The sequence below is a fragment of the Xylocopilactobacillus apicola genome (assembly GCF_033095985.1).
GTDB lineage: Bacteria > Bacillota > Bacilli > Lactobacillales > Lactobacillaceae > Xylocopilactobacillus > Xylocopilactobacillus apicola.
On record NZ_AP026802.1, the window covers coordinates 1,214,302 to 1,229,625 of the forward strand.

A 15,324-nucleotide genomic window follows, 5' to 3' on the forward strand; every position below is an offset into this window, starting at 1 on the left:
CCTCACTTTTTATTTTCATCTTTTACAACAATACTAACTGGAATTGATTTTTGGCTATATTTATTAATGCCGTCTTTGATTGGCAGTTCAATGATTCTTTGAACATTTTTTTCAACCCCGCGTACAACTACCGGAATCGCTAAAGTATCAATTCGGTCAATAATTTCTTTTTTGCCATAGATTTTTAATTCACTGACGTTAGATTTAAACGAATAAGTTTTTCCGCTCACTCCCTCTCCATCCTGCGTAAATTTAATTTTAACAGTTTTATGAGGTAATTCCTTAATTGGAAGGCGGACATGAACGACTTCCGGGTTAACTACTGCATTAACTGTATTTCCATTTTGATCAAGCGGTTGAACAATCACGTCTTGGCTAAATGTCACCTTGGTGTCATTTGGTAAATTAATTTTAGCGACAATCTGATTAATTTTTTCAATTTCAGTTTTTGCACTAGTAACTTCGGCTGTGTCTTGACTTAACTCTGGCCTTCCTGCTTCATAACCAGGCGCAATACTATCTTTATTGTAATCGCTTTGAATAGCCATCTTACGATTTTGGCGGACCTGAATATTAATTGTCACCTCCGAAGGAATTATTTGATAGTGAATTGATTTATTAATTCCCTGCTCCTTAAGCGTTATTTTATGAACACCTGTCGAGCGATTACCAATGTCTGCAATAATTCGGAAGTTTAAAGTATTCGCAGTCGCTGTGACCAAAGCAGCTGGTCCTTCAAGCCGAACTTTCACTTTTTGCGGATAACCAGTAATAAAAAATTTATCCGTATTACCATTAAGTTGCAGCGGAGCATTGATCGTGGTCGTTTTGGTTGCAGCCATTTGCTCTTGACGCGAATTATCTGAATTGGTTGTGCTTTGAGTCTTTTGAGTCTGCACATAGACAAACAAAAATATTGCCATGAAAAGAGCCGAAATTACTGAAATAATCTTTGTTTTAAAATCTAATTTTTCTGGATTCATTCTTGATCACCTTTATCAGATTTATTCTGACTTTGCGACAAAAGTTTCTGCCAGAAACTTTTCTTGGGAGCCGTTTTTGCACCCATCTCATCAAATAAAAATTTTCGATACTCATCGTGAGTCATACCAGTAATCAATTTTCCATCTTTAGTAAATGAAATCGCTCCTGTCTCTTCCGATACCACAATCGTCAGCGCATCCGTTACTTCACTAATACCAACAGCTGCCCGATGACGTGTTCCAAACATTTTAGGGATATCTGGATTATCAGATAAAGGTAAAAACGCAGCAGCAGCAGCAACTCGATCATCTTGGATAATAACTGCACCGTCGTGAAGCGGCGTATTGGGAATGAAAATATTGATCAAAAGTCCATTTGTAATCAAAGCATCAAGCTGAATTCCCGTTTCAGTGTATTCTTCAAGACCTGTCGTTCCCTGTAAAGTGATTAGTGCCCCAATTCTTCTGGTTGCCATATACTGTAACGCTGTATCAATTTCGTCTATACGCTTTTTGATCGCCACATCTTTTACATTGGCAGGCGTGAAAACTGATCCGCGCCCAATTTGTTCGAGACCACGCCTGATTTCTGGCTGAAAAATAATAACCAAAACAACTACGGCCCAATTAATAACTTGATCGCTGATAAAATTTAAGGTTTTGAAATTAAAATACCAACTAATAACTTTCAATACGACAATAATTGCGATCCCTCGCAGTAATTGAGTAGCTTTAGTGCCGCGAATCATTAAAATTAACCAATAAAATAAATACCAAACAACAATAATATCAATAATATTGGTAAGAGTAGATAAAGTAAAAAATTTAGATAAGTCGATTATTCTGGCCTCCTTAATTATTGCCGTGACATTTTAAATTCTAAATAAAGATCATTATAATCCTCAACAATCTCTTGTCCCAAATCTCTGTAAGTATCCAAGTGTTCCATTGTTGTTTCAGCTGGATAAAAGGATTTATTTTCGACAATTGAACGAGGCAAATTTTTTTTCGCTGCCCGATTAGGGGTAGAATACCCGACGTATTTAGTATTTTGAGCTGCGTTTTCTGGTTCATTCATAAAATTCAAAAACTTATAAATCGCATCAAAATGTTTAGCAGTACGTGGGATCACGAAATTATCTAACCAAATATTACTCCCCTCATTTGGCACCACATAATGAAGGTGCGGATTTACACTCATCATTTCTCGGGCCTCTCCAGACCAATCAACTGCAAGGTAACTCTCTTCTTGCTCCATGTACATTTTAATTTCATCAGCAACAATTGCTTTTACATTTGGAGTTAATTTAACCAAGCGATCTCGCGCCTGTAAAAGCGTTTGATAATCCTTGGTGTTTATTGATTTATCCATTGTGATTAATGAAACCGCAAAAATATCTCGGACACTATCAATTAAAAGCAAGGAATTTTTAAACTTGGGATCCCATAAATCCTGCCAATGTTGAACCTCTTGTGGTTTAACATATTTATCGTTATAAACAATCCCCAATGTTCCCCAAAAATAAGGTAAAGAATACTGATTGTGAGGGTCAAAATTGCGATTCATAAATTCTGGATCAATATTATTTTGATTATGAATTCGACTAAGGTCAATCGGTATTAATAAATTCATATTCTTCATTTTCTCAACCATGTACTCAGAAGGAACCGTCAAATCATAACTAATTCCTCCCTGGCGAATTTTCTCAATCATCGACTCATTACTATCGAATGTTTGAATTGTGACTTTATATCCTGTAGTACGTTCAAATTTCTTAACCAATTTCGGGTCAATGTAGTCGCCCCAATTAAAAAGATTAAGAACTTTTTCTTCGTGATGATCAGGATTGGCAGAATGAGCAAGTTGATAATTGCCAAAAATTAAGATACCACAAGTAATTACAATTGCAATAAATGCACTTAATATCTTTTTCATTTTTGCCGCTCCCGCCCTTTTTTACTTTTACGCTGCATTACGAAATAATAAAACAAAATTGAAAGAGTAATAACAATGAAAATCAAGCCAGTTAATGCGTTAATTTCTAAACTGATGCCTCGCCGAGCTCTTGCATAGATTTCAACAGACAGAGTTTCAAATCCGTTGCCAGTCACAAAAAAAGTCACAGCAAAATCGTCTAAAGAGTAAGTCAGCGCCATAAAAAATCCTGCAAAAATACCTGAACTGATAAATGGCAAAATTACTTGTGAAAGAACCTGCGGCGCACTAGCTCCTAAATCATAAGCTGCGTCAATATAAGAGTGTTTCAGTTCTTTTAATTTTGGCAAAACCATCAATACAACAATTGGAATACTGAATGCGACGTGGCTAAACAAAACCGACCAGAAACCTAACGACACTTTAAAAGCCGAGAACAGAATCAGAAAAGATGCACCAATAATAACATCTGGTGAAACCATTAAAATATTGTTAAATGTCAGAAGTAAGCTTTTTAGCCATTTGCGTGTTAAGCCGTTTAGATATAAAGCTCCCAAAGTCCCAATTACTGTTGCTAATGTGGCCGAAATTAAGGCAATTAAGATTGTGTTTATCATTATTCCGATTAAGCGATGATCGGCTAAGAGATTGCCATAATGCTCAAGGGAAAAATGGCCGAATTGCGCCATATTATCACCACTTGAGAAAGAAAAGTAGATCAAATAAAAGATCGGCAAATACATAATCACGAAAACAACTAATAAGAAAAGCCTATTTTTAATTTTTGTTCTCATTTTGCCCCTCTTGTAATGACCATAATTAAAATCATCGCCATGATCAAAACCACACCGATTGTCGATCCCATGCCCCAATTCATAGTACTCAAAAAGTGTTCTTCAATCGCTGTGCCTAACGTGATAACTCGGTTGCCCCCGATTAAGCGCGTAATCATAAAAAGTGAAAGTGAAGGAATAAAGATCGCTTGAATTCCCGATTTGATTCCTGGCATAGTTAAAGGAATTATTACCCGCGAAAACGTTTGAATCTTAGAAGCACCTAAATCATAACTGGCATTTATCAACGAGTAATTAATCGCAGTAATTGAGTTATAAAGCGGTAAAATCATGAAAGGAAGTTGAACATAAACGGCAACCCAAACAAACGATGCGTCAGTAAAAAGGAATTGCCCGCGTCCAAGTCCCAATATTGCTAAAAGATCATTAATCGAACCATTGCGACTCAACAATCCGATAAAAGCGTACGTTTTTAGAAGTAAATTAACCCACATTGGCAAAATAATCAGCAAGATCAATAAATCTTTCACCCGTGTAAATTTATTGACGACCCAGGCTACCGGGTAGCTAATCAATAAAGATATTAAAGTAATAATAAACGCAAAAAAAATCGAATTAGCTGCCATGATCAAATAAGTCGGAGTAGTAAAGAAAGTAACATAGTTTTTAAAAGTTAGATGTCCGCTTACATCTTGAAACGAGTAAATAAAAATTAAACCAATTGGAATCAAAACAAATAAAGCAATCCACAAGTAGTATGGTAACGACAAAAAAAATTTCTTTAACTGTTTCAATAATTAATCCTCATAGGTTTCTAGGCGGGCATCGAAATCCTGCTCTTTTTCACCATAACGCATCACATGAATATCTTCTGGGTCAAAATTAATTCCTACGACAGCATCATCTTCAACAGAATTTGTTGATTGAATTTGCCATTCATTATCATCTTCGTCATAAGCAATAATTTCGTAAAAATCGCCCCGAAAAATTTGACTATCAACTCGAACTGTCAACTTACCTTGATCAACTGAAGTAATATCTAAATCTTCCGGTCGCAAGACTATTTCAACTTGCTCATTAGGTCGCATTCCAGCATCAGCGCATTCAAAATCTTTACCAACAAAATTAACCAAAAAATCCTTCACCATTATTCCGGGAACAATATTACTTTGTCCAATAAAATCTGCTACAAAATGATTAATTGGCTCATCATATATATCAACTGGCGTCCCACTTTGTAAAATTTCACCTGCATTAATGACGAAAATAAAATCGCTCATTGCAAGTGCTTCTTCCTGATCATGGGTAATAAAAAGAAAAGTGATTCCTAAACGCTGCTGTAATTCCCTTAACTCATACTGCATCTCTTTTCTAAGCTTGGCATCAAGGGCCGACAGCGGTTCATCGAGTAGCAACATCCGAGGATTTAAAACAAGCGAGCGTGCAATTGAAACTCTTTGCTTTTGGCCACCCGACAATTCATTAATGTCCCGTTCTTCCAACCCCGTCAACTGAACCATCTTTAAAATTTGCTGTACACGATCTTCGATTTCTGCTTTACTTTTTTGCTGTAATTTCAATCCAAATGCAATATTTTCAAAGACATTCAAATGGGGAAAAAGTGCGTAATCTTGAAAAATTGTATTCAATTTTCTCTTATTTGGGGGAATATTATTAATTTTTTCCCCATTAAAAAGGACTTCACCACTTGTCGGTTGTGAAAATCCTGCAATCACCCTTAGAATTGAAGTTTTGCCTGAACCAGAAGGACCAAGCATCGTATAAAACTTCCCTTCTTCAAGTTCAAGTGAAACATTTTTTAAAATTTGATGATCATCAATACTCATATTGATGTTCTCAAGCGAAACAATAGGTTTCTTTGCCAAGTATTTGTCCCCGCCCATTTATGTTAAAATCGTTACTAAAAGATTTCCGTTAGTTTAAGTATATTATAGGTTTTACGAAAAAAAATAAAAAGTAGGTCTTAAAAATGTTTAGTAAAAAACTTTTAAAGCGTTATGCCATCTTAGATTTCATCCTTAATGTTATGATCTCCTTTTATATTATGAGTCAAGCATTTAATTTTCTCCCAGCATTCTTACTTGCTGTGATTTATCTTTGTGTCGGCATTAATGACTGGAGATTTCGCTACCCCACCGATTTGGTTGGTCCTGCTATTGATGGATGGCTCATGACAATCGGTGCACTTATTGGATTCATTTACGTATCTGATGTTTACCCAGCTCTCAATATGTGGAGCTGGCTAGCAGCTTTTTCAGCTGGTCTTAATCTTCCAGCCATGCTTCATCCCCACCGTCCTTTTGACTTTGATGACAAGAGTTAGACCTCGCCGTCTTTAAATCCTAAAAATCTGACCTCTGGTTTTAAATGGATGCCAAATTTTTCAAATACAGTTTTTTGAATTAAATGAATTAACGCAACATAGTCTCCTGCTGTCGCATGATCAATATTAACGATGAAGCCTGCGTGTTTTTTTGACACCTGAGCGCCGCCGATTTGCTTACCTTGTAAGCCTGACTCTTGAATCATTGGGCCCACAAAATGTCCTGGCGGACGTCGAAACACTGAGCCACATGATGGCAATTCTAGCGGTTGTCGAGCAGCGCGACGTTCATTTAATTCGTCCATGAGTTGAATAATTTTCTCTGGGTCCCCTGGAACTAAATTTATAACGGCTTGAACCACGACCAAATTTTCTTCTTGGGCACGGCTTTGGCGATATCCAAAATGAAAATCATTTGCCTCGTATTCAACAATTTTCCCTGCTGAATTTATAGCTCTAATTCTACTTATTACTGAGCTGATCTCTCCTCCATAAGCTCCCGCATTCATAAAAATTGCCCCACCAAGCGTACCTGGAATGCCACAAGCAAATTCAATTCCTGTTAAACCGGATTTTCCAGCAGCTAGAGTCACATCTTTTAATTTAGCACCAGCCGATGCAATTATCTGACTGCCTTTTACCTCAATCTGTGAAAAATCAGTCATAATAATTACCAATTCAGATAATCCATCATCTGAAACGATCACATTGCTGGCATTTCCTAATAACAAATAAGGAATTTTGTAAGCAATGGCACGTTGAACCAAGTATTCAAGTTCTGCCTGATTTTTCGGCCTAGCTAAATACTCAGCGTAGCCACCAGTTAAAGTATAAGTAAATTCCGCCATTAAAACATGGGAACTAATTGGGACCAAGGAGTCCTTTACAAAATCTGTTTTGTTCAAATCTCACTAACCTATTTATCTATCTTTTTATTTTCTATAGTAATCATAACATCTTAAGCGGACTTTTTGTTGCCGATTAAAATTCTAAACATGATATACTAGCATTTTAAATCTAGTACAAAGTAAAGTGAAAAAATGAGTATATTACAAGCAAAAAATTTAAAAAAAGAATTCAATAACAATGTTATCTTTGATCATTTGGATCTCAAAATTGAAAAAAATGAGAAAATTGGAATTGTTGGACCAAATGGCGTTGGAAAATCCACTTTAATAAAAATGTTAGCAGGACTGATGCCGCTTGACGGAGGAGAGATCGTAACTCAGTCAAATGCAAATATTGCCTATCTTGCTCAGGACGCCCTTTTAACGAGTCATTCTACCGTTTATGAAGAAATGAAGTCTGCTTTTGCTGCGACCTTAAATCTCAAAAAACGTGCCGAAAAGTTAGAGATAGAAATTTCTAAACTTGCGCCCGGAGATGAGCAAATAAACACAAAATTGGCTCAATATGATGAATTAATGCAACGGTTCGAAGAACAAGAAGGTTACGCGATTGATGCTAAAATTCGCAAGATTTTAACCGGTTTCAACTTTTTTGAAGAACGATTTAATGAACCTGTCCCTAACCTCTCGGGTGGTGAGAAATCTCGCCTTGCGTTAGCCAAAAATCTTTTAACCCAGCCTGATTTACTGTTTCTGGACGAGCCTACTAATCATTTAGATTTGAATACTTTAATTTGGTTAGAAGATTACCTCAAAAGTTATCACAATGCTTTAGTTATCGTCTCTCATGATCAATATTTCCTAGACCGCGTTACCAGTCGGACCCTTGCTTTTCATCATGGAACTTTCAAGTCTTATTCAGGTAATTATTCATTCTATTTGACAGAATCTAAAAAATTAGATGCAGAAGAAATTAAACATTACGAAGAGCAACAAAAAGAGCGCGAGAAACTTGCAACTTTTGTTGAGAAAAATATTACCAGAGCATCAACAACTAAGCGTGCTCAAAGCAGGCGCAAGCAACTTGAAAAGATGGAGGTGCTAGAACGACCTGATAGCACCGAAAAAACCATCAAACTTAATTTCTTGGCAAAAAAAAGAAGCGGAAATCTGGTTTTAACCACTAATGAATTGGCTGTCGGTTACGATCAGGAAGCTTTAGTTAAAAACATTAATTTAGACGTTAAAATCGGCGAAAAAATTGCTGTGATCGGGCCCAACGGTCGCGGCAAATCAACGTTCGTTAAAACCCTAGTCGGACAGATCCCCGCAATTAGTGGTGGGTTTCAACTTGGCTCAAATGTTGAGGCAGGCTACTACGATCAAGGATTTAAGCAGCTTGACCCTAACAAAACTGTAATCGACCAATTCTGGGATGAATTTCCACTCATGGAAAAAGGCGACGTTTTAAGTCGGCTGGCAGCTGTATTGTTTACTGGCGATGAGGTAAATCTGAAAGTCGAAACACTCTCTGGCGGACAAAAAGCTCGGCTGGCGCTTTTGATTTTGATGCAACAAGAAAATAACTTTTTGATTTTAGATGAACCAACGAACCATTTGGATATTGATTCCAAAGAAGTCCTTGAAAAATCTTTGGCAAAATATGAGGGAACGATTCTTTTTGTTAGTCACGATCGATACTTCATTAACGAATTGGCCGACAAAACTATTGATCTTACTCCAAATGGAGCAGTCACTTATTTAGGCGATTGGGACTATTACTACGAGAAAAATCAAGGCAAATCAGTCAAGTCCTCAACTGAAAAAAATGAAACAAAAAAAAGCAAGGTTGACCAGACTAGTCAACCACAGCTTAGTTTCGAAGAACAAAAACAATTAAGAAAACTAACCAAAGAACAGGCTAATTATGAAGAAATTATTAATAAGAACGAAGCTTTTCTGGCTGAACTTCAAGAGGAAGCTGCAAAACCTGAAAATGGTTACGATCTTGAAAAGCTTAACGACTTAACTAATCAAATTGAAAAAACCGAAGCACTCCTTGACGAAGCGATGACAGCTTGGAGTGAAAAAGGTGAAGAAATTGAGCAATTTAAGTCAAGGAAAAGTTGAAACTTAAGCCCGGATCACTATCAAGCGTTAAAGGAGAGGTAATTTGGTTTTTGGCAAGTACTGAACCAAAAGCTGCAATCATTGCCCCGTTATCACCACAAAGTCTTAATGGTGGAATCGTTAACTGACAATGAGGAAAATCGATTTGAATTAATTCGATTAACTTACTTTTTAATAAAGAGTTTGCCGCAACTCCCCCGCCAACAATCAGCTCTCGGACCGAAATTTGGTTCAGAGCTTTTTTAGTTTTAGAAATTAAAACCTCGACAACAGCTTCCTGGAAACTTGCCGCCAGGTCATTAACTTCAAGAGTTCCATGACGCTTTTCTTTTTCTACTAGATCTCTTACCGCCGTTTTAAGGCCACTAAAACTGAAATTAAGATCTGGCCGGTTCATCATTGGGCGTGGTAACTCATAGTTGGCTGTTCCTTTTTTCGCTGCTTCATCAATGGTTTTACCAGCCGGATAATTAAACCCAATCAAACGACCAATTTTGTCATACGCTTCACCAACTGCATCATCTAAAGTAGTTCCAATAATTTCAAAACTAAGTTCATCTTTCATGTAAACAAACTCCGTATGACCGCCAGAAACTAAAAGCGCCAACGCTGGAAACTTAATTTTATGATCAATTGCTGCAGCATAAATATGACCAGCCATGTGATTAACGCCATAAAATGGCAAGTTAAGATCTGCTGCCATCACTTTTGCAGCAGTTAATCCGACCATTAAACACCCTGCAAGTCCTGGACCATAAGTGCATGCAATCCCATTAAGATCGCTTTTCTTAATTTTAGCCTGTTTGATGGCTTCTTCTATACAATAATTGATATATTCAAGATGATGGCGACTCGCTACTTCTGGAACCACGCCGCCAAAACGCTGGTGACTTTTAATTTGCGAGGTAATTACATTTGCTAGAAGTTCATGTTCATTTCTGACTATTCCAACACTGGTCTCATCACAGCTGGACTCAATTCCTAAAATTATCTGTTGATCTTCAACCAATTAGTTTCGCCTCAAATCCAGTTCCATATTCATCGCATCTCCTCCATTGTTAAAGCTATAATAAAATTTCATAATTCGACCATCCTGAAAACCAACCGCATGGTACAAATGAATGGCTACCTGATTTTCGACACTAACTTCTAATGTCAACTTAGATACTGAAAGTTTATTTGTATACTCGACCGCATAATTTAAAAGCCAACGACCAATGCCCTGCTGCTGATATTTGGTCAACACCGCAAAATTGGTGATATGTGCTTCTTCTCGGTTCCAATTCAACCCAATAAACGCGACAATTTCTTTCGAATTTTCTAAAATTAAATATAATGAACCACGCCTTTGACCAATTTCTCGCACAAAAGCGCTGCGATCCCAAGGAGTTTGGCCTGCATAAACCTCACGTTCAATTTTTAGTAGGTCGCTAATATCGTCCATTTCAGCTTTACGTAACGTAAATAACTTTGTTTCAATAAATACCTGTATTGGCTTATATTCCACAAAATTCTGCCGTCCATTAAAGGTCCAATCAATAAATTTCTGCCACATAATTTTCGTTTTCATGATTCGGATTATTTTTTTCCCACACTAAAACGGCCTGTGGGTCTCGTAAATAATTTGGTACTAAATGATCTGGATCTTGAGGTAATTCGTCTTTACTTAAAAGTATCGTGGAGTACCCCTTAGGGATCAAATTTTTAGATTCTATTTTACCAAAATTTGCCAACTCATCAGCAAATTCATCAAGTCCCGAGCCAACGATTAACAAATCCTGAAACTGCACCAAATCAGCTTTTAAAGTCGAAAAATTAACGTAGGAATCATTCATTAATGTAGAAATTTTTCCATTATTGTTTTGATAAATGCCCGCATAAAAATTTCCATGCCGGGCAGAAATCATTGAAAGAACTGGCTGATCGGTATGTAAAAGATTAAACGCCAAATTTTTAAGGCTTGAAACTGCAAAAAGTTGAGCATGATTGAGCGCAGCTAAAACTTTAGCTGCTGTAACCCCAATTTTAAGACCAGTAAAACTTCCAGGTCCGTTAGCTACTGAAATTTGCTGAACTTCAGCTAAAGAATGATTTGTTTGGCTTAACAAATCACAAATATGGGGCACCAAAAACTTACTGGCCCTTTTATCAGCACCGGTGGTGTTTTCAACTAATAAGCGATTATCTTCACACAGAGCAACACTGACTCCAAATTCTGAACAATCAATTCCTAACTTTAACATTATCTTAACTTCGATTCTATTTTTAAACGACTAATTACTTTTAATACCAGATAACTAATTATAATTTGAGGGACCAGCTGAATTGCTTCTTTGCCCAATCTAGCTGAAAACACGAACCAAAAAGGATTATTGTACAGCAGATGCGACCACAAGGCATTCATCCAAAGATTAACAACTATCGTAACTAAACTAACTGCAATAATTGCCCGTAAAATGCTAACTCGCTGCGGGTAAAAAAATAATCCGTAAATTAGGCCTCCAACGACTGCCGAAAGTGTATAGCCGATAAAAAAAGGCGAACCAGTCGGAAAAATAAAGAAGACAAGTAAATTCAAGATTCCGTTAACTCCCGCGGTCCAAAGCGGGCCAAAATAATAAGCAATCATAACAGTAACTACAAAAGCTAGAGAAATATGAAGGTCGCGACTTAAAGTAATAGTGGCAAATCGACCTACGACCAAACGCAATGCCATTAAGACGCCTAACAAAGCAATCGAATAAGTGGTCATTTTGGGACCCTGAAAAATTTCCTTGATGTTTTTCAAATAAACTCCTTTTTATTGCCAAACTGTCATTGCCTGACAAGCAATTTTGTCAAGCCGGGCAACTTGATGATAAAATTTGATTTCATCAGTATTTTCATCCTGATAAAAACGAACTTCCGCAAAATCACGTTCTTGAATTTCTTTTTCGTAGCGGATCTGTAATTCTTTAAGCTGATGTTGCTCAAGAAAATCAATTTTCAAACTTTCAAGCAACCAGGTAATATAGCTGGTATTAGTAATGTGATTATTTGTATCAAGATCTGCATAGCGAATTTCAAATTTTTGCGGATCTTTTAACTGATCTTGGTCAACTGAAATTTTTGGAGTTTTAACTACAACATTTTTCTCAGCGCCGAATGATTTCATCATTTCTTCTGAAAGCAACGTTAATTTACGAGCCTCTAAGTCAAGAGCAACCCAAACTGATTTTAAGGTCACTAACCGTTTGCCATCCAGTGTTTCGATTGCAAAATTACGGTATGAAAAGAATTTATTATAATTTTCAATCCATGTGGAAATTACAACCTTCTCTTCGTCTTGTGGAGCTCGCTCAATTATTAAATCATATTGAGTCACAACCCAACCTAAGTGACGTTCGGTCATCCACTTTTCACCATAATTTAAAGATTCTAGTTGACGTGTAGATACTAAAATCATGTTATTAATCATCGCCATGGCAGTCATGCGCCGGAATTTATCACAATCAAAGAAAGGAACTGTATACTCTTGTTTAAAAATTTCCATTAATTTCACCTACCGATTTAAATTATGATATACATCATAAACGATTTTTCGTTCCAAATTATACTTTTTGGCAAAATTTTTTATTGCTAGATTTGGAGCATCTCCTGCTTCGATCGCCAAAGTAATTTCTTCTTGCCACTTTTCTTCGCTGGGAGCAACTATTTCAATTATTCGTGGCGTCAAAATCACCACAAACTCGCCTTTGGGTGGAAACTGTTTAAAGTGCTCCAAAGCCTCAAAAGCGCGACCCTCAAAATATTCTTCATGAATTTTTGTTAGTTCACGGGCAATGCATAGCTCCCAATTTTCATCAATTTGTGAAATTATTTCAAGAGTTTTCACAATTCGGTATGGTGATTCGTAGAAAAGTGTTGTCATCTGCGGAGTTTTATTTAACACCTCCTTAATTTCTTTGATCGTTCGAGGCAGAAAACCCAAAAAAACATAAGGAAGTGCAATCATACCGGAACCAACTAAGGCGGTTAAAGCGGCATTTGCCCCTGGTAAAGCAACCACAGGTATTTCACGTTTTCGTAGGTATTGGACTAAATCAACGCCAGGATCTGAAATAACTGGCATCCCTGCATCACTCACTAGTCCTAAATTTAACCCCGACTTTAACTTCTCAACAACCTCAGGAATCCTGCGATGTGAATTGTGTTCGTGAAAACTTAATTTAGGAACCTGTATTTCATAGTGATCAAGTAAAATCTGGGTATGACGGGTATCCTCACAAAGTAATAAATCCACTTGCTTTAGTATTTTCAAAGCTCTAAAAGTCAGATCGTCCAAATTGCCGATTGGCGTTGGGATTAGAAAAAGAGTGCCACTATTTTTTTCGTTCATTTTTCAACCTAGCCAAAACTTCCAAGCAAAAAAGACATTCCCCTACCCTTTTGTCCCCGTAGAATCCGCTACAAATATGAAGGCCTTGCTGGTACATTTCTTTTAAGATCAAAGGACGAGAAACACGACCTTTAATCTTAATTTCTTTTTTTCCTTCTTCTTTATCTTTCAATTTTAGTCCTCACTAAGAACCTCTATACAAAACTTTTCCATTAATCTTTGGAAATCTAGCTGATAACCAAGGCGAGGCAAATTTTTGTTCAACTTACTTAATTCTACAGCAGATACAGCATCAAGATCAGTTTTTCGATAAGCATTCCACAACGCGTACAAAACAAATTCTTCCCCAAGTTCTTTAATTATCGATTTCATTTCAGTCGTCAACAATACATAAGCCATGGGATTCTTTTTTCTCAATAGACGGACAAATTCATCAACTGTCGGATGCGTCAATTCGGCAAAAGAACTTTTTTCTGCCCCAAAATATACAACTTCCGTACGTGATTTAATCGTTGGCAAAAGCAAATGAAGATTACGAGTAAGTAAAAAGAAATAGCGATCAGATCCTGGACTTTCCAAGTGTTTTAAAAGTGCATTTTGCGCATTCTCATTCATTAACTCTGCATGTTGAATTACAAAAAATTTGGCCTTTTGACCTAAATCGCTATAATCAGCACTATTAGTTAAATCTCGTACCTGATCAATTTTAATCATTTGCTGATGGTCATTAATCTCGCTCACTCCCGCAAATTCATGATTAAGAATCGCCAGACAATTAGGGCAACTGCGACAAGAACCATTGTTTTGCTTATTGGGGTTCTGGCAATAATAATACAACAAAATTGCCTGCATTGTCTCCTTTAATTCGGTCGAATCCAGCCCATTTAAAATGTAAGCATGACTTAAAATACCTTGATCAATTCGCTGTTTAAACTCTTGGAAGTGAAATTCATTTGTCATTAAAAGTGATACGTCTCTTCAATTGGAATAACGAACACAGTTGCTCCACCAACCTGAATCTTAACTGGCTCTTGAAACCCATCTTCAATTGTACGCGGACTTGAAAAAGGAGCAGTCATAAATTGCGAACGGGATTTACAAGCCGTTTTAATAATTTCTAAAACCTCATCTTTACGTTCGTCTTCGATACCGACCATAAAGGTCGTATTCCCAGATTTCAAAAAACCTCCATTAGAGGAAATCTTCGTTGCTCGAACATTCGCTTCAACAAAAGCATTACTCAGTTCATTTGCATCCTGATCTTGAATAATCGCAATAACAAGCTTCATTTCATTGCCTCCTCAATTAACGGAAAAACTGCTTTTTTAACTGCTTCATAAACTTCTTCTGGTGATTTATTTGCCTCAATAATAATAAAGCGAGCGGGATCTTTTGCAATTAAATTTTCAAAAACAGCCGCAATAGTTTTGAAAAAAATACCCTGTTCTTTTTCAAAGCGATCAGCATCTTGCATCCGTTTACTCATTCTTTTGCGACTAATTTCAGGGTCAATTCGAAAGTAAACAACTCGATCTGGTAAAACACCTTGAATTGCAGATTGATTCAATTTTGCAATATTTTCTACGCCAAGATTGCGGCCTCCGCCTTGATATGCCAGAGAAGAATCAACATATCGATCCGTAAGCACGACCTTCCCAGATTTTAGGGACGGTACAATCTTTTCGACTACGTTTTGCCTTCTTGCCGCAGCATACAACAACGCTTCGGTCCACGGATCCATCTGCTCATTAATTAAAATATCTCGAATTTCTTCAGAAATTTTAGTCCCCCCGGGTTCACGTGTAAAAACCAGGTTCTTAGCCCATGGAGTCAATAATAATTCTTGTTTTAAACGGTCAAAAGCTGTACTCTTGCCTGCCCCATCAATTCCTTCAAATGATATAAACATTT

Annotated in this window: 19 protein-coding genes; 2 read left to right on the forward strand and 17 right to left on the reverse strand. The window is 36.9% G+C overall.

Annotation, left to right across the window (positions count from 1 at the left end):
* Positions 1-2: 2 nt before the first annotated feature.
* From R8495_RS06065 to R8495_RS06090, 6 genes are read right to left on the reverse strand one after another with little or no spacing between them, the layout of a single operon-like run.
* A complete protein-coding gene (locus R8495_RS06065; RefSeq protein WP_317634591.1) occupies positions 3-983 on the reverse strand; it encodes a CdaR family protein in 981 nt (326 codons plus the stop codon).
* Positions 980-1,822 carry a diadenylate cyclase CdaA gene (gene cdaA, locus R8495_RS06070; RefSeq protein ID WP_317636599.1) on the reverse strand — a complete coding sequence of 281 codons (843 nt, stop codon included), beginning with the start codon at positions 1,820-1,822 and terminating at the stop codon, positions 980-982. The genes R8495_RS06065 and cdaA overlap by 4 nt, the downstream gene beginning before the upstream one ends.
* 17 nt (positions 1,823-1,839) lie before the next feature.
* Positions 1,840-2,919, reverse strand: coding sequence for an ABC transporter substrate-binding protein (locus tag R8495_RS06075; RefSeq protein ID WP_317634592.1), 1,080 nt, complete (start codon positions 2,917-2,919; stop codon positions 1,840-1,842).
* The gene (locus R8495_RS06080) at positions 2,916-3,713 is read right to left on the reverse strand and encodes an ABC transporter permease (protein WP_317634593.1); all 798 of its coding nucleotides are present in this window, start codon (positions 3,711-3,713) and stop codon (positions 2,916-2,918) included. Before R8495_RS06080 ends, R8495_RS06075 begins: the two co-directional genes overlap by 4 nt.
* On the reverse strand, positions 3,710-4,507 hold the full coding sequence (locus tag R8495_RS06085; RefSeq protein ID WP_317634594.1) for an ABC transporter permease: 798 nt from the start codon (positions 4,505-4,507) through the stop codon (positions 3,710-3,712). Before R8495_RS06085 ends, R8495_RS06080 begins: the two co-directional genes overlap by 4 nt.
* 3 nt (positions 4,508-4,510) lie before the next feature.
* Positions 4,511-5,560, reverse strand: coding sequence for an ABC transporter ATP-binding protein (locus tag R8495_RS06090; protein ID WP_317636600.1), 1,050 nt, complete (start codon positions 5,558-5,560; stop codon positions 4,511-4,513).
* A gap of 143 nt (positions 5,561-5,703) precedes the next feature.
* Between R8495_RS06090 and R8495_RS06095 the strand changes: the two genes are divergently transcribed.
* A complete protein-coding gene (locus R8495_RS06095; protein ID WP_317634595.1) occupies positions 5,704-6,057 on the forward strand; it encodes a hypothetical protein in 354 nt (117 codons plus the stop codon).
* Here the strand turns inward: R8495_RS06095 and murB are convergent.
* Positions 6,054-6,962, reverse strand: coding sequence for a UDP-N-acetylmuramate dehydrogenase (gene murB / locus R8495_RS06100; protein ID WP_317634596.1), 909 nt, complete (start codon positions 6,960-6,962; stop codon positions 6,054-6,056). The genes R8495_RS06095 and murB overlap by 4 nt on opposite strands.
* 135 nt (positions 6,963-7,097) lie before the next feature.
* Between murB and R8495_RS06105 the strand changes: the two genes are divergently transcribed.
* A complete protein-coding gene (locus R8495_RS06105) occupies positions 7,098-9,035 on the forward strand; it encodes an ABC-F family ATP-binding cassette domain-containing protein (protein WP_317634597.1) in 1,938 nt (645 codons plus the stop codon).
* On the opposite strand, the gene tsaD is transcribed toward R8495_RS06105, so the two are convergent.
* The 10 genes from tsaD to tmk are packed head-to-tail and all read right to left on the reverse strand — an operon-like array spanning position 9,016 to position 15,322.
* Positions 9,016-10,044, reverse strand: a complete 1,029-nt coding sequence (gene tsaD / locus R8495_RS06110) for a tRNA (adenosine(37)-N6)-threonylcarbamoyltransferase complex transferase subunit TsaD (protein WP_317634598.1) — start codon at positions 10,042-10,044, stop codon at positions 9,016-9,018. The two genes, R8495_RS06105 and tsaD, sit on opposite strands and share 20 nt — an antisense overlap.
* Positions 10,045-10,605, reverse strand: a complete 561-nt coding sequence (rimI, locus tag R8495_RS06115) for a ribosomal protein S18-alanine N-acetyltransferase (protein WP_317634599.1) — start codon at positions 10,603-10,605, stop codon at positions 10,045-10,047.
* Positions 10,571-11,278: a tRNA (adenosine(37)-N6)-threonylcarbamoyltransferase complex dimerization subunit type 1 TsaB gene (gene tsaB / locus R8495_RS06120; RefSeq protein ID WP_317634600.1), complete on the reverse strand. Its 708-nt coding sequence runs from the start codon at positions 11,276-11,278 to the stop codon at positions 10,571-10,573. The genes rimI and tsaB overlap by 35 nt, the downstream gene beginning before the upstream one ends.
* Positions 11,278-11,823, reverse strand: a complete 546-nt coding sequence (locus R8495_RS06125; RefSeq protein WP_317634601.1) for a folate family ECF transporter S component — start codon at positions 11,821-11,823, stop codon at positions 11,278-11,280. The genes tsaB and R8495_RS06125 overlap by 1 nt, the downstream gene beginning before the upstream one ends.
* A gap of 12 nt (positions 11,824-11,835) precedes the next feature.
* Positions 11,836-12,567, reverse strand: a complete 732-nt coding sequence (locus R8495_RS06130) for an acyl-[acyl-carrier-protein] thioesterase (RefSeq protein ID WP_317634602.1) — start codon at positions 12,565-12,567, stop codon at positions 11,836-11,838.
* A 9-nt stretch (positions 12,568-12,576) separates the two neighbouring features.
* Complete coding sequence (rsmI, locus tag R8495_RS06135; RefSeq protein ID WP_317634603.1) at positions 12,577-13,413, reverse strand: 16S rRNA (cytidine(1402)-2'-O)-methyltransferase; 837 nt, start codon at positions 13,411-13,413, stop codon at positions 12,577-12,579.
* On the reverse strand, positions 13,397-13,585 hold the full coding sequence (locus R8495_RS06140) for an initiation control protein YabA (protein WP_317634604.1): 189 nt from the start codon (positions 13,583-13,585) through the stop codon (positions 13,397-13,399). Before R8495_RS06140 ends, rsmI begins: the two co-directional genes overlap by 17 nt.
* Positions 13,586-13,587: 2 nt before the next feature.
* Entirely contained in the window at positions 13,588-14,373 is a 786-nt protein-coding gene (locus R8495_RS06145; RefSeq protein ID WP_317634605.1) for a hypothetical protein, read from the reverse strand.
* Positions 14,373-14,702 (reverse strand): cyclic-di-AMP receptor, encoded by a 330-nt coding sequence (locus R8495_RS06150; RefSeq protein WP_317634606.1) that lies wholly within the window; start codon positions 14,700-14,702, stop codon positions 14,373-14,375. The genes R8495_RS06145 and R8495_RS06150 overlap by 1 nt, the downstream gene beginning before the upstream one ends.
* A complete protein-coding gene (gene tmk, locus R8495_RS06155) occupies positions 14,699-15,322 on the reverse strand; it encodes a dTMP kinase (RefSeq protein ID WP_317634607.1) in 624 nt (207 codons plus the stop codon). Before tmk ends, R8495_RS06150 begins: the two co-directional genes overlap by 4 nt.
* Between the last annotated feature and the right edge of the window lie 2 nt (positions 15,323-15,324).

Coding starts and splice junctions, on each gene's coding strand:
- R8495_RS06080 (WP_317634593.1), bottom strand. CDS start 3,713: ATGAGAACAAAAATTAAAAATAGGCTTTTCTTATTAGTTGTTTTCGTG.
- tsaB (WP_317634600.1), bottom strand. CDS start 11,278: ATGTTAAAGTTAGGAATTGATTGTTCAGAATTTGGAGTCAGTGTTGCT.
- R8495_RS06145 (WP_317634605.1), bottom strand. CDS start 14,373: ATGACAAATGAATTTCACTTCCAAGAGTTTAAACAGCGAATTGATCAA.
- tmk (WP_317634607.1), bottom strand. CDS start 15,322: ATGTTTATATCATTTGAAGGAATTGATGGGGCAGGCAAGAGTACAGCT.
- R8495_RS06090 (WP_317636600.1), bottom strand. CDS start 5,560: ATGAGTATTGATGATCATCAAATTTTAAAAAATGTTTCACTTGAACTT.
- R8495_RS06095 (WP_317634595.1), top strand. CDS start 5,704: ATGTTTAGTAAAAAACTTTTAAAGCGTTATGCCATCTTAGATTTCATC.
- R8495_RS06150 (WP_317634606.1), bottom strand. CDS start 14,702: ATGAAGCTTGTTATTGCGATTATTCAAGATCAGGATGCAAATGAACTG.
- rimI (WP_317634599.1), bottom strand. CDS start 10,605: ATGAAAACGAAAATTATGTGGCAGAAATTTATTGATTGGACCTTTAAT.
- R8495_RS06075 (WP_317634592.1), bottom strand. CDS start 2,919: ATGAAAAAGATATTAAGTGCATTTATTGCAATTGTAATTACTTGTGGT.
- R8495_RS06105 (WP_317634597.1), top strand. CDS start 7,098: ATGAGTATATTACAAGCAAAAAATTTAAAAAAAGAATTCAATAACAAT.
- rsmI (WP_317634603.1), bottom strand. CDS start 13,413: ATGAACGAAAAAAATAGTGGCACTCTTTTTCTAATCCCAACGCCAATC.
- R8495_RS06130 (WP_317634602.1), bottom strand. CDS start 12,567: ATGGAAATTTTTAAACAAGAGTATACAGTTCCTTTCTTTGATTGTGAT.
- R8495_RS06065 (WP_317634591.1), bottom strand. CDS start 983: ATGAATCCAGAAAAATTAGATTTTAAAACAAAGATTATTTCAGTAATT.